The sequence below is a fragment of the Desulfosporosinus sp. I2 genome (assembly GCF_000960765.1).
In the GTDB taxonomy this organism is placed as follows: Bacteria; Bacillota; Desulfitobacteriia; order Desulfitobacteriales; family Desulfitobacteriaceae; genus Desulfosporosinus.
The window spans coordinates 1-17173 of the sequence record NZ_JYNH01000101.1 but is presented as its reverse complement, the minus strand read 5'-3'; the positions used below and the strand labels follow the sequence as shown (position 1 = coordinate 17173).

The 17173-nt window shown below is 39.8% G+C and carries 17 protein-coding genes, 1 other RNA gene, 1 pseudogene and 1 riboswitch; of the genes and pseudogenes, 16 read left to right on the top strand and 3 right to left on the bottom strand.

From position 1 onward, the window contains the following. The first annotated feature begins 50 nt into the window (after positions 1 to 50). The 7 genes from UF75_RS18400 (at position 51) to lgt (ending at position 8003) form a co-directional block, all read left to right on the top strand. Positions 51 to 1142, top strand: coding sequence for an HD domain-containing phosphohydrolase (locus UF75_RS18400; protein WP_082075223.1), 1092 nt, complete (start codon positions 51 to 53; stop codon positions 1140 to 1142). 104 nt (positions 1143 to 1246) lie between these two features. After that, positions 1247 to 1429, top strand: a riboswitch (Lysine riboswitch). 146 nt (positions 1430 to 1575) lie between these two features. Further along, a complete protein-coding gene (locus tag UF75_RS18395) occupies positions 1576 to 2436 on the top strand; it encodes a transporter substrate-binding domain-containing protein (RefSeq protein WP_045576032.1) in 861 nt (286 codons plus the stop codon). Positions 2437 to 2517: 81 nt separating this feature from the next. After that, positions 2518 to 3288, top strand: a complete 771-nt coding sequence (locus tag UF75_RS18390) for an amino acid ABC transporter permease (protein WP_045576031.1) — start codon at positions 2518 to 2520, stop codon at positions 3286 to 3288. A 27-nt stretch (positions 3289 to 3315) separates the two neighbouring features. Continuing rightward, on the top strand, positions 3316 to 4053 hold the full coding sequence (locus UF75_RS18385; protein WP_045576030.1) for an amino acid ABC transporter ATP-binding protein: 738 nt from the start codon (positions 3316 to 3318) through the stop codon (positions 4051 to 4053). A gap of 490 nt (positions 4054 to 4543) precedes the next feature. Beyond that, entirely contained in the window at positions 4544 to 6646 is a 2103-nt protein-coding gene (locus tag UF75_RS18380; RefSeq protein WP_045576029.1) for an ATPase, read from the top strand. A 56-nt stretch (positions 6647 to 6702) separates the two neighbouring features. Continuing rightward, on the top strand, positions 6703 to 6903 hold the full coding sequence (locus UF75_RS18375) for a hypothetical protein (RefSeq protein WP_045576028.1): 201 nt from the start codon (positions 6703 to 6705) through the stop codon (positions 6901 to 6903). A gap of 314 nt (positions 6904 to 7217) precedes the next feature. After that, positions 7218 to 8003 carry a prolipoprotein diacylglyceryl transferase gene (lgt, locus tag UF75_RS18370; RefSeq protein WP_045576027.1) on the top strand — a complete coding sequence of 262 codons (786 nt, stop codon included), beginning with the start codon at positions 7218 to 7220 and terminating at the stop codon, positions 8001 to 8003. Here the strand turns inward: lgt and UF75_RS18365 are convergent. Continuing rightward, positions 8000 to 8443, bottom strand: coding sequence for a formylmethanofuran dehydrogenase subunit E family protein (locus tag UF75_RS18365; RefSeq protein WP_045576026.1), 444 nt, complete (start codon positions 8441 to 8443; stop codon positions 8000 to 8002). The genes lgt and UF75_RS18365 overlap by 4 nt on opposite strands. A gap of 196 nt (positions 8444 to 8639) precedes the next feature. Then, positions 8640 to 9011, bottom strand: coding sequence for a TIGR04086 family membrane protein (locus tag UF75_RS18360; RefSeq protein ID WP_045576025.1), 372 nt, complete (start codon positions 9009 to 9011; stop codon positions 8640 to 8642). 105 nt (positions 9012 to 9116) lie between these two features. On the opposite strand from UF75_RS18360, the gene panB reads away from it, so the two are divergent. The 4 genes from panB to UF75_RS18345 all read left to right on the top strand — a co-directional run bounded on the left by panB (position 9117) and on the right by UF75_RS18345 (position 11480). Further along, positions 9117 to 9950, top strand: coding sequence for a 3-methyl-2-oxobutanoate hydroxymethyltransferase (panB, locus tag UF75_RS18355; RefSeq protein WP_045576024.1), 834 nt, complete (start codon positions 9117 to 9119; stop codon positions 9948 to 9950). Positions 9951 to 10080: 130 nt separating this feature from the next. Further along, a complete protein-coding gene (locus UF75_RS18350) occupies positions 10081 to 10548 on the top strand; it encodes a hypothetical protein (RefSeq protein ID WP_045576023.1) in 468 nt (155 codons plus the stop codon). A gap of 51 nt (positions 10549 to 10599) precedes the next feature. Further along, positions 10600 to 10785, top strand: a non-coding RNA gene (gene ssrS / locus UF75_RS27430) — 6S RNA. 41 nt (positions 10786 to 10826) lie between these two features. After that, entirely contained in the window at positions 10827 to 11480 is a 654-nt protein-coding gene (locus tag UF75_RS18345) for a histidine phosphatase family protein (RefSeq protein WP_045576022.1), read from the top strand. Positions 11481 to 11557: 77 nt separating this feature from the next. On the opposite strand, the gene UF75_RS18340 is transcribed toward UF75_RS18345, so the two are convergent. After that, positions 11558 to 12586 carry a phosphatidylserine/phosphatidylglycerophosphate/cardiolipin synthase family protein gene (locus tag UF75_RS18340; RefSeq protein ID WP_045576021.1) on the bottom strand — a complete coding sequence of 343 codons (1029 nt, stop codon included), beginning with the start codon at positions 12584 to 12586 and terminating at the stop codon, positions 11558 to 11560. 137 nt (positions 12587 to 12723) lie between these two features. Here UF75_RS18340 and UF75_RS18335 point away from each other — a divergent pair, with 137 nt between their 5' ends. The 5 genes and pseudogenes from UF75_RS18335 to UF75_RS30300 form a co-directional block, all read left to right on the top strand. Further along, the gene (locus UF75_RS18335; RefSeq protein WP_045576020.1) at positions 12724 to 15039 is read left to right on the top strand and encodes a M28 family peptidase; all 2316 of its coding nucleotides are present in this window, start codon (positions 12724 to 12726) and stop codon (positions 15037 to 15039) included. Between the two features lie 65 nt (positions 15040 to 15104). Next, a complete protein-coding gene (locus UF75_RS18330; RefSeq protein ID WP_045576019.1) occupies positions 15105 to 15344 on the top strand; it encodes a YkuS family protein in 240 nt (79 codons plus the stop codon). A gap of 129 nt (positions 15345 to 15473) precedes the next feature. Continuing rightward, on the top strand, positions 15474 to 15602 hold the full coding sequence (locus UF75_RS30805; protein WP_282433818.1) for a hypothetical protein: 129 nt from the start codon (positions 15474 to 15476) through the stop codon (positions 15600 to 15602). A 108-nt stretch (positions 15603 to 15710) separates the two neighbouring features. Continuing rightward, the gene (locus tag UF75_RS18325) at positions 15711 to 16982 is read left to right on the top strand and encodes a class I SAM-dependent rRNA methyltransferase (RefSeq protein ID WP_082075222.1); all 1272 of its coding nucleotides are present in this window, start codon (positions 15711 to 15713) and stop codon (positions 16980 to 16982) included. Positions 16983 to 17051: 69 nt separating this feature from the next. Continuing rightward, positions 17052 to 17141: pseudogene (locus tag UF75_RS30300) on the top strand (transcriptional repressor); the annotation flags it as partial. Positions 17142 to 17173 lie beyond the last annotated feature (32 nt).

Here is a 17173-nt window from a genome sequence, read left to right as displayed (position 1 = left end):
TTCTAAAAGGCTAGCCTATATATCTGTGAAAATGGACCTATGAACTTCGATTGACTAATGAAGAAATATTTGATCTGGCTTCGTTGGCAATAATGCATGACAATGGAGCAAGTATGAAAATTTTGCATGATAATTTAAAGGGTAGTACTCAAGAAAAGGTTAATCTATTAGAAAGTAGACAAGAACATTGTATTATAGGGGAGCATAATCTTAGAGATTTCCCCTTTTTAACGAATCCCAAAAATATCATAAGATATCATCATGAAAAATGTGATGGCTCTGGCTTTTTTGGATTATCAAACGATGAAATTCCTTTGATGGCTCAGATTATTGCATTTTCAGATACTTTAGACTTGGCCTTCGATTTGAGGAACACCATTAATAAAGAACTAATTATTATGTTTGTTTATGAGCATAAAACCACATTTTTTTCCTCTGCACTATCGGAAGTGTTCTTTAAAATTTCCGAACAGGATGAATTTTGGGAAGCTTTATCTGATGAGAACATTGATGATAACCTCAAAAAGGTTATACCAAATTATAGCAATGAGCTGGATTATAGTGAAATACACACGATAACTAAGACCTTATCTAAAATAATTGATGCAAAATCTCAATATACGCAAACACATTCTTTAGGTCTATCAGAAAAGCTTGAGAGGATGTCTGAATTTTATGGAATGGACCCAATAATGACGTTGAAATTATTAATTGCTACGGATTTGCATGACCTTGGTAAGTTAGCTATTAGTAATTATTTATTAGATAAGCCGGGGGAATTATCTAAAGATGAATATGAAGAGATTAAGAAGCATGCAAAAATAACTAAGCTTTGCTTACAAAATATTAAAGGATTTAAAGAAATCACAGAGTGGGCTTCAAATCATCATGAAAAATTAGATGGGTCAGGGTATCCGCAAGGTTTGAAAGCCAAAGACCTTGATTTTAATTCGCGGTTAATAGCCTGTTTAGACATTTATCAGGCACTAAGAGAAGAAAGGCCCTATAGAAAATCAATGGATCATATTAAAGCCATGGGAATTTTAAAGAGTATGACAGAGTGCGGACAATTAGATACCGATATCGTTGGTGACATTAATAATGTTTTCTCGAAAGATGTTTCGTCCAAAGCGAGTCGCTGACTTTGAAACGAGAGCTTGAAGAAGAGTATAAGCTTCTATAACGGTTGACAGAAATTAGTGGCTGTTGTAGACTGATATTAATTTCATACGGGCCTCACTTTTTTAGGTGGGGTAGAGGCGCGATCTCTAACAGTCTTTAGTGGAGCTTGAGAAGCATTGATACTATGGAGAAGGAAAGGTCGCCGAAGCTTGTAATACTCTCGATATTACTTGCTGGGTCTGTAGTTAATAACTGCAGGACTGTCTCAATAAACTTAACCAGTTTATTGAGTTGTGCTATCTCAGTGGAGAAAAGAAGAGGAATCAAAGGCATCTATGCATATTGCGGCCTGAGTTCATCTCAGGTCTTTTTTTGTTTAGTAAAAACCTAAATGAATTAAATAGTGCCGTGCCGTCTTTTAAAATTTAAATTTTTAGGAGGAGAAAATCTGCCATGAGAAAGAAGTTATCATTATTAATAGCATTGTCCCTAACGATGATTATGTTATTAACCGGGTGTGGAGTAAGTAGTAGTTCGGAAAATGCAAAGCCGGCAACACCAGCAGCACCAGCAGCAACAAATGGAACCTTTAAAATCGGGCTTGAAGCTGGATATGCGCCATTCAACTGGACGCAAATGAAGGACACCAATGGTGGAGTTAAAATCGATGGCAATGCCGAATTTGCTGGCGGTTATGATGTAGAAATTGCAAAAAGAATCGCTAAAGGGTTGGGAAAAGAATTAGTGGTTGTTAAAACTGAATGGGATGGACTTGTACCGTCCTTGACTTCAGGCAAAATTGATGCAATCATCGCTGGGATGTCACCAACAGCAGAACGCAAAGCAACCATTGACTTCTCTAATATCTACTATAAATCTGATTTAGTTATGGTCGTGAAAAAAGGTGGTAAGTATGATGGGGCTAGTTCAATCCAAGATTTCAAAGGATCAAAAATAACGGCTCAATTAAATACATTTCACTATTCCGTCATCGATCAAATCAAAGGTGTCAACAAGCAGCCGGCTATGGACAATTTTCCAGCTATGAGAGTAGCCCTCGAATCTGGGATGATCGACGGATACGTCTCAGAACGCCCTGAAGGGGTTAGTGCTTCAGCCGCAAATGATCATTTTAAAATGGTTGAATTTAAAGAGGGTTTTGTGACTTCACCTGATGATACGGCAATCGCGGTAGGTGTTGCAAAGGGTAGTCAATTAACTCCAAAAATCAATGAAATCTTAGCTGGCATTTCAGAACAAGAACGTACAAGCATAATGGATACTGCTATTAAGAATCAACCAGCTGCTAAATAAATACAGCTGCCGAATAATGGTTATCTAAACCGGCTACATTTTAATGCAGTCGGTTTTAGATCTTTTTAAAGGAGAAGATGTATGAGCTTTGAGTGGGTAGTAAAGATTATTTCTAACAACGGGCCAATGTTCATCCGAGGAGCCGGTGTAACACTTTTAATTTCCATGATTGGCACTATCATAGGCTCTTTGATCGGTTTATTAATTGGGGTTATCCGTACTATGCCAATACCTGAACGAGGAGCAAAAAAAGCAATTCTTAAAGTTATAAATCTTTTTCTTTCTATTTATATAGAATTCTTCCGGGGTACACCGATGATCGTGCAAGCCATGGTAATTTATTATGGTTCAGCTTTGGCATTTGATATAAATATGAACCGGTTAGCTGCAGCAATCTTTATTGTATCGATTAATACAGGAGCTTACATGTCGGAAATTGTTCGCGGCGGTATTGTTTCGATTGACAAAGGACAATTTGAAGCTGCTCATGCAATAGGAATGAATCATATTCAAACTATGGTTAATGTCGTGTTGCCACAAGTAATTCGCAATATTTTACCTGCAACGGGTAATGAATTTGTAATCAATATCAAAGATACCTCAGTGCTTAACGTTATTTCTGTCTCTGAATTATATTTCCAAACAAAATCAATTGCGGGAAACAACTTCAGATATTTCGAATCCTTTTTCGTGGCATGTATTATTTATTTCATTATGACCTTTACGGTAACAAGAATTTTGCGTTTAATTGAAACAAAATTGGACGGCCCTGATAATTACATTATGATGGCTAATCAAATGCAAGTAGAAACTCCTGAAGATATGTTGCGTAGAAAAAAGAATCATGGTTGAAAGTGGCTGGAGAAAGGAGAGAAGGCTATGGAAAAAGTAATTGATATTCAACATTTAAGTAAATCCTTTGGAAGCCATGAAGTTTTACAGGACATTGATTTTTCAGTGAGTAAGGGTGAAGTCGTTTGTATTATCGGTTCGTCAGGCTCAGGAAAATCAACGCTTCTTCGTTGTGTTAATCTTTTAGAAAAACCGAGTGGCGGTCAAATCATTTATAATGGAGAAAATATTTTAGATGATAGGCATGATATTTATGCATACCGCCAAAAGTTAGGTATGGTATTTCAACAATTTAACTTATTTAATAATCACAATGTTTTAAACAATTGTATCGTGGGGCAAATTAAGTTGTTAAAACGTTCCAAAGAAGAGGCCGAAAAAGTAGCAATGAAATATTTGAAAGTTGTCGGAATGGAGCAATTTGTTAACGCAAAACCAAGGCAATTGTCAGGGGGTCAAAAACAACGTGTCGCTATTGCTAGAGCACTTTCTATGGAACCAGATGTTATGTTGTTTGATGAACCGACTTCAGCCCTTGATCCTGAGATGGTAGGAGAAGTTCTTAAAGTTATGAAGGAACTTGTTAATACGGGTCTAACTATGTTAATAGTGACTCACGAAATGGGATTTGCAAAAGAAGTTTCTGATCGCGTAGTATTTATGGACAAAGGCGTAATTGCCGAGGAAGGAAGCCCTGAACAAATCTTCAATAATCCAATACAAGAACGTACCAGGGAATTTCTGAAACGCACGTTAAAAGATTGAAAGATCTGAAGAAAGATGGGGGAATCTAATTAAAAGAAGGTTCAGGATTAAAAACAAATCCTGAACCTTCTTTTAATTTAATCAATTCTAGAGAGTTTGTTCTGCAGAATTAATAGTTATGACTAGAATCGCCCTCGCCCAAGGAAACTTCGCTTTCATCATATCAAATGCCGTACCGTCTTTCATGAAGAGAGCTGTTCCTTTACTAGGAGAATATTTATGGGGTTGGGGACAGGTTTCCCCTTACTTCGCAAGAAAGATATGAGATAATTAGTTTTGCTATATACGATCCATTATTACATAGGTTAGGATATACATATATCAATTTTTAAGACATGGACATTTTTATGCCCATGTCGATTTGATTTCGACAGGAAGTATCAAAAAGATGCTATTATTGCTGATTGAAAGTGCGTAGGAGGGTTGATTATATTAAGCGAGAAGGACTTTTGATTCAATAAGTCGAATTGACACAGGAGAGGTGAAATAAGTGGAACCTATTTTTGCACTGGATATTGGCACCCGTATGGTGATGGGGCTTGTGATGATCAAGAACAAGGACCAAGGTTATGAAATTTTGGCAAGTGCCCATACGGAGCATCGACAACGAGCTATGTATGATGGACAAGTTCATGATGTGGATGAAGTGGCTCGGGCAGTCGTCAAGGTTAAGGAGAATTTAGAAAAGAAGATAGAGAGACCTTTAAAACAAGTTGCCGTAGCGGCTGCAGGCCGTGCCCTGAGAACGGAAGTAGCGGTTGCAGAACATAAGGAATTGCTACCTGTCCGATGGGAACGAGAAAATGTGCTAGCATTAGAGATGGAAGCGGTACATCAAGCATTACGTCAGCTTCAATTATCCAGTGGAGATGAGTCACAAAGCTACCTCTGTGTTGGGTATAATCCCATAGCAAGCTGGAATGAGGATGAAGAAATTGCTAATTTGGTTGGACAACGTGGGAAAGTAGCCAAGGTGTCTGTGATTGCAACTTTCTTACCACGGACTGTTGTAGATGGTTTAGTGGCTGTTTTAGGTCGAGTAGGTTTAGAAATGACTAGTCTGACGCTGGAACCGATTGCTGCTGGGCAAGCGGCAATACCCGCAAATATGAGACGTTTGAATCTAGCCTTGGTTGATGTGGGGGCTGGAACGGCTGATATTGCCCTGACTAAAAATGGATCTTTTTTTGCATATGGAATGGTTCCTATGGCTGGGGATGAAATCACAGAAACGATCTGTGCACATTATTTACTTGATTTCAAGATTGGAGAAAAAGTAAAACGAGACCTAAATTCTAAAGAGCTCTTGAATTTTAAAGATTTTCTCGGGGCTAAAGTTGTTGTTAAAAAAGAAGAGGTTTTAAAGATCATCCAACCCGTGGTTGGAAAGTTGGCTGAGAGTATTTCCAGGGAAATTTTAAATCTCAATCATGACGTTCCGCAAGCGATTATTTTGATAGGGGGTGGCAGTTTAACTCCCATGCTTATTGAGACCTTGGCGGAGACACTTGAGATCCCTAAGAACCGAGTTGGACTTCAAATTCGGGAAAGGTTAGGGGAGGTCTTTGGAGAGAAAAGCGTCAAGGGACCAGAAAGTATCACTCCTATTGGAATTGGAATCGCTGCTCTCGAAGGAAAAGGACTCCAATACTATACTGTTTTAGTGAATAATACGCCTGTGCCTATTTTTGAATTACAATTAACTACGGTCGCGGAAGCTTTACTTGCTGCTGGTATACAGCCCCGTTCTTTTTTTGGAAAGCCAGGCGCGGCTTTGACTTTTGAATGGAATAATGAGATGCGGATTATCAAGGGAACTATGGGAAGTCCAGCTCAATTACAGGTGAATGGCAAACCCGGTAAATTAGATCAAGCCTTAAAGGCAGGGGATGAAATTGCGTTTATACCTGGAGAATCGGGTACGGATGCCCACGTATGTTTTACAGATATACTGCCTCCACAAGAGGGTAAATGGATTTCATGGAATGGCCAGCGTGAAAAGTTTATCTCGCAGGTTTTCGTCAACGATCGTTTGATGGATGAAAAAGATTCCATTTTGGATGGTTATAAAATTAGGTACGTTCCTAATGATGACCTATACAATCTTCTTAAGCAAAAGAATTATGACCTCCACAAAAAAAAGAAACTGGAGGTTCGAATTAATGGAGATCCCCTTGTGCTGAACTTAACCCCTCAAATTCTGGTCAATGAACTTGAGGTAACAAGTACTTGTATTATTCATGAAGGGGATTCTATACAGGTTGGAATAAAGCAAATCACAGTAGGTGAGTTGAAACTCAGTCCTAAGTCAATGATCTTTTACGTTAATGGGATAGAGATAGAATACCCTCCCCAAGAAACGATCATTTTGTTTGAAGGGAAGCCAATTGCTCTAGACGAACCACTTACAGATGGAATGGATTTGAGAGTAGAGGGATTCAAACTCATGCCAACTCTCTCTGATTTGCTGCCCTATGTTAAGTTTCCTGAGGAGAGAATTGCTGGTTCCTTAAGACTTAGTGTCAATGGACAACCCGCTGAATTTACGACGGTTTTGCATCCAGGCGACCGATTAACAGCAACTTTTAATTAAAAGACTTGACAATCTTGCTGAAGATCATAAAATAGTATTGGTGGAGGTGTTGAGTTATGTTATTTCAATGGTTAGTGGCGCTGATAGCAATTCTTGCCTTAATTGTTACATTATTCTCTGATTCGGGAGCCGCTAAAAAGAAACATTCCGACTATTTTCAAAGGGTTCAAAAACCTACTGGAAAAGCAGAGCGAAATGCAGTGTTACCTAATTCCAATAAATTTAATCGTTTTTTTGCAAAACTGAATAGTTTATAGTCTGAACTGATCCGATGGTTATCGGATCTTTTTTTATACTAGTCAGAAAGTATAACTTCGTTGTATACTTTCTGGAAGCATAAGGGCAACTAAGGCGGCCGCCTACGCCAAGGCTTGGCGCCAGCCAAGTTTTCTTTATACTAGACCGCCTTGCCGCTACGCGGCCCCACTGAGGTATGAGAATTTTGTCTATACTATTATTAAGACTGGTCTAAATATTGCCAGATAAGAAGCAAGCTAAGCGCTTGAGCCGCTTACCTTTTGAGGATATAATGATGATGCAATTTAATCTTGAACAATCGAAGGAGGGTACTATGCATCAATATTGGTTTTTCATCGGGGATTTTCCGATTAGAGCTTATGGGACACTTTTCGCGTTGGCATTTATTCTAGGGGTCGGTGTTACATTATACTTCGCTAAAGCAGAGGGCAAATCGCAATATATGGATGTTTTCATGGATTTAGCACCTTTACTGCTTATTTCCGGTATTGTTGGTGCTCGTTTTTGGCAAGTGTTTTTTTTCGATTGGGCGTTCTATCGTACATATCCAGGGGAAATAATTGCAATCTGGCATGGTGGTCTTTCGATACAAGGTGGGGTTATAGGAGCTCTTTTAGCAGGTGGAATTTACGTTTGGTATAAAAAACTCCCTTTTTGGGAGTTGGCAGATTTAGCGGCTCCAGGGCTTATGTTGGCTCAATCGATCGGAAGGGATGCTAATTTGATGAATGGGGATGCTTTTGGAGGGCCAACAGGAGGAAATTTCGGACTATTATATCCCGAAGGGACAATTGCCCGTGATACGTTTGGGGACCAACCGTTGTGGCCCGCCGAAGTATGGGAAGGGCAAGTGGATGTGATAATTTTTGCCCTTCTTGTCATTCTAAGATTAAGAAAGTGGCCGTCAGGAACGATCTTTTTGCTATACATGACCTTATATAACTTATCGAGGTTCTTTTTAGAGGGCCTTCGAGGGGATAGCCCGCGCTTTTTATTCAATTGGACAGCTGCTCAATGGAGTAGTATGGCGTTCGTAGGAGTTTCCCTCGTCCTTCTCGCCTGGAGGATTTGGAGAGACCGTCAACCCAAAGTGGTTTAATTGAAATTTAAGGTTTTCCGAAAAGTACAAAAATCGGCCTCTTCACTCCCTAGAATAAATTTAAGGGTTTCCATCAAATCAGTTTGTTTTTCACGGAATGTCAAGTGGTCGGAAGCTAGCGACAAGCGATCAAGTATTTCGGTACTTATGGAAATTTGCAAGCCTTCAGATTTACCAGAGTATTGAAAGTGATAGATATGCTGCTTCTTTTCATGAACGAGCAAATTTCTACGACCGTAAGTAGCGTGATTTAACACTTGAAATGCATCAATAGCACAAGAATGCGTATAAGCGGTCACAATAAGTTGAGTCTCTGAAGAAGGGCGAAGTTCTAGTTCGCGGATTGCAATTTGGGCCACTCGGAAACCTAAGGCGATTTCGGGGCAAGTGTGACCATGAAATTCAATGACTTGCTCCCAAGGTGTCTTTTCAATGCACATGGATTTATCCCCCCTTAAATAGCTTAACGGTATTGTATCTCTATGCCGTTGAAAAGTGAAGCGTTTCAAATATTTTATATAATACTTCTTTAGATTAGCAGGAATTTGGCATATAATATAGAAAATAACAAATTTTAAGAAAGGGAAATCTCACTGAGATTTCCCTTTCTTCTAACGTAGTAATTTCCAAAATGTGTTAGGGATGAGGAAAAAGAACTCCTAAGATTCCACCTGTACCGCCCGCAAGAAGTGCTATAATGGATTTTTCCGCCATCTTTAACCAGGATGGGGTATCTGACCATAAAATTGTGGATAAGATCAGTACCAGAAGGATAAATCCGAAGCCCACGCTTAAGCCATAGTAAAGACCTCTTGTGCCTGCTTGGTGTGCTGTCATTAAGGCAGCTAGAAAAATACTAACGCCAAAGATAATGTTGATCGACAGATCTGATTCAGGGAGTGATGTGTAGGAGAGCAGGACACCAAAAACTAAAGACATTAATAATGATAAGATAGTCGCCAAGAGAATTCCTTTTAGAATAAAGCTTAAATGAAAGGATTTTGACATGGCTATCCCTCCTTTGACTGATATCTACCTATGCTTAAACTTATAGGAGTATGACAGGTTGACAGAGTAAAATATTATGAGAACAATTATGAGGAGGAATTTTGGATGAGAAAGACTATTCCTGATTTTGAAAAAATGAAACAAGCTGGTGAGAAAATTAGTATGCTAACTGCCTACGATTATCCATCTGCAAAGCTAGTAGAGGAAGCTGGCGTTGACACTATCCTTGTCGGAGATTCTTTAGGAATGGTAGTTTTAGGATATGATTCCACGGTTCCTGTAACCATGGAAGAAATGCTCCATCATACCAAAGCTGTTCGAAGAGGAGCGACCCAAACATTTGTAATTACTGATATGCCGTTTATGAGTTATGTGACACTCGATCTTGCCTTAATGAATGCTGGGAGGCTTATTAAAGAGGCGGGGGCGGACGCAGTAAAACTTGAAGGGGGCTTAAACGTTGTTCCAATCGTAGAAGGTCTTACACGTGCAGGAATACCGGTTGTCGCACATATTGGACTAACCCCACAAACAGCCAATCAACTAGGTGGTTTTAAGGTTCAGGGTCGAGATCTTGATAGTGCAGTACAGTTAGCTGATGATAGCCATGCCTTAGAACAAGCCGGGGCATTCCTAATTGTCCTCGAGGCAATCCCCAGACAAGTAGCGGCACAAATAACGAACAGATTGAAAATACCTACGATAGGAATTGGAGCAGGGATGGATTGCGATGGGCAAGTTCTTGTATTTCATGACCTACTGGGGCTCTTTGAACGATTTAAACCAAAATTTGTTAAACAATTTGCGCAACTAGGACATGAGGCGGTTCGTGCAATTCATCTTTATCATGAAGAGGTTAAATCAAGTCTATTTCCAGCTGAAGAGCATACTTTTGGCTTATCTGACGAAGTAATTCAAAAACTTTATGGTGATAAATGAATTAAATACTAATTTGAACTCCATTAAGTTTAATTATTAACAATATTCAGTATAGCATTTTTTAATAAATTTGATATAATATTAAATATTATTAAAATATTTAATTAATGTTGGGGAGGATGGACTAGCATTGAGATTAAAGGAAAAAACCCATCGAAAATTTGTCGAATTTTTCGAGAAGATTTCTAGTATGTATCAAGGTAAGGATTTTGAATTAGCATATTCGGATATACAACGCGAAACAGGAGCAGCAAGTGTAACATTAAAACGAGCAATTCAGGCGTTGGCTGAAGATGGGGTTATCGAAGTTCATCCTGGACGTAATTCGAGATATGCAAAGTTTCATTATCTTTTAACCCCTCTAAACACCGAGGAAAAAACCGTCGATATCGCTTTGGAGGATGGTCAAAATCCTAAGAATACCGATCATGAGGAAATGTTTCGTACAGGAGGAGTTCTTGAATCAATGTCAGAAGATGTAGGAGAACTTACGCAACTTGTGGATCATCTAAAGCGTCGTGTCCGTAATCAAGAAATGGCTATTGCCTTACTTCAAGATCGATTAGCAGAAATTGAGGACAAAATGCGCAAACGATAATTTCCAAGGATTTGCTGAAGATTTTTTTGAGTAGTAGTGGTATAATAACAACATAACCTAGCTTGTGCGTATTGATTACCATGGTTTTGATCCTATTATGTGACAAGGGAGCTAAATGTCAAATGAGTACAACAGGCCCTATTCTCCTGAATGAGGGAAGTTGGAAAATTCGAACTAGGCACCCACCTGCGAGAGCAGGGTCAGAAACCTGGAGTCATACGGCGAGTTGGGGAAGGGTAGGGATTATTCCCTACCCTTTTAATTAAAGGGGTGTATTGATGACACGGATCATATTAACGCGCCATGGACAAACCTTATGGAATATTGAAGGACGTGTTCAAGGAAGTTTAGATTCTCCGCTTACAGAAAAGGGAATACTACAGGCCCGTTCTTTAGCCCATAGGCTGAAGAACGAGAGAATTGATCATATCTATTCAAGTGATTCCTTACGAGCGATTGGGACAGCAGAAGAGATACGGCGTGAGCTTAGTCTTGACAAGTTATGCTTAAATCCTGCACTCCGTGAGTTTTCTTTTGGAGAGTGGGAGGGGTGTATATGGCAAGAGTTAAGGGAATCCTACCCGGACATCTTTAAGATATGGGACTCAGAACCGCACCTCGTTACCGCACCAGGTGGAGAAAACATGGCAGGAGTCCTGGAAAGGTCTTGGAACTTTGTGCAGCAAATAATCAAAGTCCATTCGGGGGAAACGGTTTGTCTAGTAACTCACGGGTTAACCTTGAAATTATTGATGACAAAAGCATTAGGTTTTGAAGTGCATGAGTGGGCTAAAACTCCTTGGCAACATAATACAGCCTTAAATATTCTTGAAGTTGAAGGATTGCGGTGGATCCCAAGTATCGTCGCAGATTGTCAACATCTAGAGGGGCTAGAGGAATTACCTAATCTAAAGACAGAAACAAATAAATAAGATTGAAGACTAAAAAGGCTAGGCACATTATATGTAATGTGTACCTAGCCTTTTTAGTACTAGTTATTCGACATAGTTTACTCAGCAGAACTTTTTTCCCAGTCCTGTTTAAATATCTCGCCTAAACGAATGGATGCAGCAGGAGAAGGAACGGTTGTTGAGAATTCATGGTTGGCCAGAAATGAATAGCGAGTCCAACCTGAACTGCTTAAGATAAACGACTTATTGTCAAAAATGCCTAAGTTCATACCAAGCGTTGATTGACTTGGATAATACCGAATCTGTACCCCCTTGGCGGCGCTTAAGGTTTCGTGAGTCACCGGATTTTTAGTGGTTACAGAGCGATCAAGGATCAGCCGAACGTCACAACCTTTGCCAGCAGCATCAATCAGGGCTTGGACTAGATCAGGGTCCGTAATTTCTGAGCTTTCAATCCAGATCGATTTTGTACTGGATGCTATTTGATTGGCAAGTTGTTCTCGGACATTGGCGTTCATAGCTAAGACAATATTATCTTCTGGCAGTGGAGATGTTTTAGCGACATTTAAGGGGAAGGTTGTAGTAAATTCCCAATCCTTAGAGAATAGAGTTGCAGCCTTCCAGGCGGACTTACCGGATAACTCGACAGCTAGATCATGGGCTTGAAACCCGTGCTCTGTCCAAGGAGGACCATAAATTATGGCTTGGGTCTGATCGACGACTAAGTATTTTGTGTGGTTATACTGGCCCTTTTGAGCTGGGTAAAATTGAACAGAAACATTTTGATTTTTCAATAGATCGAGAGTTGCTCGATTTACCTTTTGCCACTGGTCTAAAAGAATGCGAACATCAACGCCTGAACTAGATTTTGAAAGGAGAAGCTGAATAAGCCGAGCATCATCAAATTCTGATTGCTCAACATAGATTGAGGTTTTTGCGGATTGAATAAGATTGGATGTTCGATCATAAATCGCATCTTTATCGACTAGAAGTGCTTCAGCAGGTAGGTTGGAGATTCGAATTTCTTCAGGAAAAAGTTTTGGGACTTTAATAGTACAACCGCTTAAGAACAAGAGGCTAATCAAAAGTAAACTAAGGATTGAAATGTCGGATCTCCGTTTTGACATTGTGCATACTTCTCCCAAAGTTAAATGTTAATGACATTATACCATATATGTCCAAGAGGTTAAAACAGTTGTGAGGAATAACCCTAAGAAGTTTTTCATAAGAATTGATGTGAGAATCTTCGAAGGGGCAAGTGATTATGAAGGTTTCAAAAAGGAATATGTTGTTTATATTAATGGTTTTAGCAACTTTAATGGTAATATTTTTGGGAATAGTTTTTTCTAAATCGAATACTAGTCCAGTCCCCAATGTTAAGGTTAGTGGCTTTTCTGCAACGAAGGCATATGAACATGTCAAACATCTCGCCGATAAAATTGGATCACGACCTGCGGGAAGTAAGGCGGAGTTGAAGGCAGCTCAGTATATTCATTACGTGTTGGATCAAACGGGTTGGAAAGTACGAGAGCAACCTTTTAGTAAAGTGGTTGTTCGAGAAGCTTCAATCGGACAACCAGAACAACAAGTTGAGCTGATTAATAGTCAAAACATCATTGCCGAATTACAGGGCTCATCTCCAGATACGGTTATCATTGGAGCCCACTATGATTCGGCAACTCTTAATTCCCCTGGGGCCGTGGATAATGCATCTGGTGTTGGAGTTCTACTAGAACTTGCCAGAATACTAAGTATGGAATCCCATAAAGAAACCTATCAGCTTATCTTTTTTGGTGCAGAAGAATATGGGCTCGTAGGTTCACAATTCTTCACTTCACAAGCGGATTTATCAGCTGTTCGCTGGATGCTCAATCTTGATATGGTCGGAACCCCCTTAGAAATTGACGTAGCGGGTAAAAAGTCTGCTCCCCCTGAGCTGATTAAACAGGTGACAGCCTTGGCTGGTGAAAGTAATATCCCCTTCCATTTAAGTCGAGACTTTATCTTAATGACCCGGGATAGTTCTCAAGGGGGTTCAAGTGATTTCAGTTCCTTCCTAGATCAAGAAATTCCTGCAGTAGGCTTGGGAATTTACGGGCGACCTGCTGGATACTATCATCGGCCGGAAGATCGGTTAGATCGTGTCTCCTTGGAAGAGATGCAGAAAATTGGGGATTATACTCATCGGTTATTAATATCTGTTAAGTTAGAAAAGCTTGGACCTCGTGATTGGGATGAGTTATATATACCGTTTCAAATTGGGAAACACGTTATGGTTGTCCCGAGTCATGGAATTCGTATTTTCACCCTTTTTACATTACTAGTTGCGGGGCTAATTTTGGCGCAAGCGATAAGAAAGAATCCCAATAAGCCAAGCTTGATCGGAAAAAAGATAATGACGATCTTAGGAATCACTCTTCTGACCAGTCTGATAGTCATCGGGATAAGTGGGATTGGAGAATTTATTTGGCAATGGATTAAACAGGTATCGTCAATATACTATTCCTATCCGGTTATCTTCGTTCTGGCTCGTCTTATAATTGCCTTTGGGACTTTCCTAATCCTAGCAAGTTGGTTTTATAGGCTTCCATTAGCACGAGAGCCTGAGCTTTATTGGCTTATCGGAGTGTCACTATTATTCGGGCTAAGTTTAGTCACAGCGTTGATTCGAATTGACCTAGCATTTCCTTTTGTGTTTTGGTTATTATGTATGAAACTCCAGTATTTTTTACCTAACCTTATATTAGTCTTAATCGGTCCTTATTTTATCGTTTGGTTACACTATGAATTGTTAAATTCCCCGCAGTGGATAAGTTATTATGAAGCAATACATAATCATTCCTTGATTTTCCTAGGGATTTACAGTATATTGCTCATTCCGTTCTTCTTAGCTACGTTGCATGTAGCAATTCAGAAGAAACAGGTTTTACAGAAACGCTTGGTTCAATTGCGTAAACCGGCGTTAGCTCTCTCTGGTTTAATAATTCTATTTTTGGGGCTTGTTCCAGTTTACACGAGAGCTTATCCTCAGTCGGTTGTTGTTCGAGAAGAGTGGTCTGGAAGTAAGGGAGGCACAATTCATATTTTCTCGAATGAAGATTTGCCCCGCAAAGTGGTGGCTGATTTCAATGGAAGGGATGGCAAGAGTCTGTTTGTCCCCGTACTAAATGAAAGGGCACCCTTAAATATTGATGCTTCTGTAGCAGAAAAGATTAAAAATTCACAGAGAACGTTAGAGGTGGCATTCAAACTTAATTATACGATTGAACCGTACATAATTCGTCTTAAACTTGAAAGTGATCACCCCTTTGAAGTTCAAACCGATGAATTTCTACCCATGTCCAAACTACCTAAAAAAATACAACTTCAAGGAATCAAGCAATCCTCTGGTACTTATTCAATCGTTTTACAAAGGACGCCGCCCCAAAAAAACATGATTCAACTCTCTGTGGAAACTCAGAGTGTAATATCGTGTACAGTTCAGGCAATGTTTCCTGAACCGTCTCCCCGAATACTAATTCAAGATGCGCTTTTATCAGTCGATTATCAGATTGGATATGAAGAGAGTTTTAATTTTTGAAATTAGATTTGTATAGCTTGAAACTATCAGGGAAAAAATATAGCCAAGTGAGGAAGGTGAGATCATTGTATAAAACAATTGCTGTAGAAACAGGACTTGAAAATGTGATTCAAGTATTAAAGGCCGGAGGATTTAAAACTACCCCTTTAGAAGGCGAAAAACTACAAAATGTCAGTGCTGCCGTAGTGAAGGGGGACGAGACGTCGATTATCGCTCCTGATTGGCCTGTTAAGATGCCGGTTATTAATGCATCCGGTCGAAGTGCAGATGAAATATTGGATATCCTTAAAGATCGTCTTTCCTAAGAAATGAAATTAGAAGAACCTATCTGGATCCGTCCTCTCACAAGGGACGGTTTTTTAGTCACAAAGATGGGAATATATACCATATAATGAGTAAGAAAAGATATATTCTTTCAGGAAGGAGCTGCTCTTATGTTTGGGTTAATCCCCTTTGCGCTTGGATTTGGTCTTGGAACTGTAGTGTCTCCTCGCTTTGCCTACCCTTCTCCCTATCCGTATCCTACCGCTTACGCCCCCTATCCTTATCGGGGTTGGTATTAAAGGGTTTGATACTATAGAAAAGGAAGCTGAAGCTTCCTTTTCTGCTGATTTCAAGGTATTCTTAGCTATGTCCCTTTCGTTGATGACTAGAAAGTGAGGAAGAATTAAATGTGTATGCCAAAAGTATTTTTAAAACAAAATCGTAAAAAGAGACTTGAGCAGGGGCACCCCTGGGTATTTCCCAGTGAAATTGAAAAAATTGAGGGGAATCCTCAGGGCGGGGATATAATACATATTGTCAATCATGTCGGACATTTTTTAGCCCAAGGATTTTATAATCCATTATCCCAACTCATCCTGCGAGTTGTGTCTTATTCTGAAGCCGATGTTGATGAAACTTTGTTTTACAATAAAATCGAACAAGCTTGGAAACGGCGGCAGTGGTTAGTACCAGAAGCCACATCCTGTCGAGTAGTCCATGGAGAGGCGGATTTCCTCCCTGGATTAATTATTGATAAATATGAAGATGTGCTCATTGTCCAAATTTTAGCGTTAGGCATAGAAGTGCGAAGGCAATGGATTTATAATTCCTTGGTTAAGATCTTTAACCCTCGAGGAATCTATGAACGAAGTGATGTTTCGGTAAGGCGGCTTGAAGGGCTCGATGAAAGAGTAGGCTTTGTTGAGCAACCCTTTGATACTAAAGTGACGGTTCGTGAAAATGGATTGAGCATTTTGGTGGATGTCGCTGAGGGGCAAAAGACAGGGTATTTCTTCGATCAGCGTGAAAATAGAGCAGCCTTGAAGCCTCTTATGACAGGGTGGGGGGCCACGCGAGGGGTTAAAATAGAGGGTGAGCTTCCAGTCGACGAAAAAGGAAAAACCATTAAAAACCCTTTTTGGGACGGTGCTGAGGTGCTGGACTGTTTTTCACATACTGGTTCCTTCATGCTCCATGCCTGCCTCTATGGTGCTAAAAAGGTCACCTGTCTAGACATTTCTGAGAAGGCTATTGAAATGGCTAAAGGAAATGCACTTCTTAACGGTTTCTTGCATCGAACTGAATTTATCGCTGCTAACGCTTTTGATTTTTTACGGGAACAGGTTAAAGATAAGAGATTGTGGGATATTGTTATTTTAGATCCACCGGCATTTGCTAAAAATCGTCGGTCTTTAGAAGGTGCACTACGGGGATATAAAGAGATTAACCTGCAGGGCATGAAGTTGGTTCGTAACGGAGGGATCCTAGTCTCAGCCTCATGTTCCTACCATTTGAGTGCTTCACGCTTCTTAACGATGCTTCAAGAAGCAGCTGCTGATGCTCACAAAGTATTAAGACTGATTGAATTTAGGCGTGCAGGTTTAGACCACCCTGTGTTACTAGGCAGCGAAGAAACAGATTATTTAAAGTTTGCAATTTATGAGGTATTTAATCGTTAATTTTTACTAAATGCCCTTTTCAAAGGATGATCTTTGACATATAATGGGGATATGTGAGGAGGTCAAGGGGTGGAGGAATTAAAAACATTCGAAAGTATTTGCAGTTTGTTACGCAATCACTCCTATAAGGTAACCCCCCAGCGTCAGACGATCTTAAAAATCGTTTTTAGGCACATGTAGATCGACACTTG

What these genes read in the sequence shown, in the direction of transcription:
- UF75_RS18360 (WP_045576025.1), bottom strand. Translation starts at nt 9,011, where the DNA reads ATGTCAAAATCCTTTCATTTAAGCTTTATTCTAAAAGGAATTCTCTTG.
- UF75_RS18385 (WP_045576030.1), top strand. Translation starts at nt 3,316, where the DNA reads ATGGAAAAAGTAATTGATATTCAACATTTAAGTAAATCCTTTGGAAGC.
- UF75_RS18340 (WP_045576021.1), bottom strand. Translation starts at nt 12,586, where the DNA reads ATGTCAAAACGGAGATCCGACATTTCAATCCTTAGTTTACTTTTGATT.
- UF75_RS18345 (WP_045576022.1), top strand. Translation starts at nt 10,827, where the DNA reads ATGACACGGATCATATTAACGCGCCATGGACAAACCTTATGGAATATT.
- UF75_RS18390 (WP_045576031.1), top strand. Translation starts at nt 2,518, where the DNA reads ATGAGCTTTGAGTGGGTAGTAAAGATTATTTCTAACAACGGGCCAATG.
- UF75_RS18395 (WP_045576032.1), top strand. Translation starts at nt 1,576, where the DNA reads ATGAGAAAGAAGTTATCATTATTAATAGCATTGTCCCTAACGATGATT.
- panB (WP_045576024.1), top strand. Translation starts at nt 9,117, where the DNA reads ATGAGAAAGACTATTCCTGATTTTGAAAAAATGAAACAAGCTGGTGAG.
- UF75_RS18375 (WP_045576028.1), top strand. Translation starts at nt 6,703, where the DNA reads ATGTTATTTCAATGGTTAGTGGCGCTGATAGCAATTCTTGCCTTAATT.
- UF75_RS18365 (WP_045576026.1), bottom strand. Translation starts at nt 8,443, where the DNA reads ATGTGCATTGAAAAGACACCTTGGGAGCAAGTCATTGAATTTCATGGT.
- UF75_RS30805 (WP_282433818.1), top strand. Translation starts at nt 15,474, where the DNA reads ATGTTTGGGTTAATCCCCTTTGCGCTTGGATTTGGTCTTGGAACTGTA.
- UF75_RS18335 (WP_045576020.1), top strand. Translation starts at nt 12,724, where the DNA reads ATGAAGGTTTCAAAAAGGAATATGTTGTTTATATTAATGGTTTTAGCA.
- lgt (WP_045576027.1), top strand. Translation starts at nt 7,218, where the DNA reads ATGCATCAATATTGGTTTTTCATCGGGGATTTTCCGATTAGAGCTTAT.
- UF75_RS18325 (WP_082075222.1), top strand. Translation starts at nt 15,711, where the DNA reads ATGTGTATGCCAAAAGTATTTTTAAAACAAAATCGTAAAAAGAGACTT.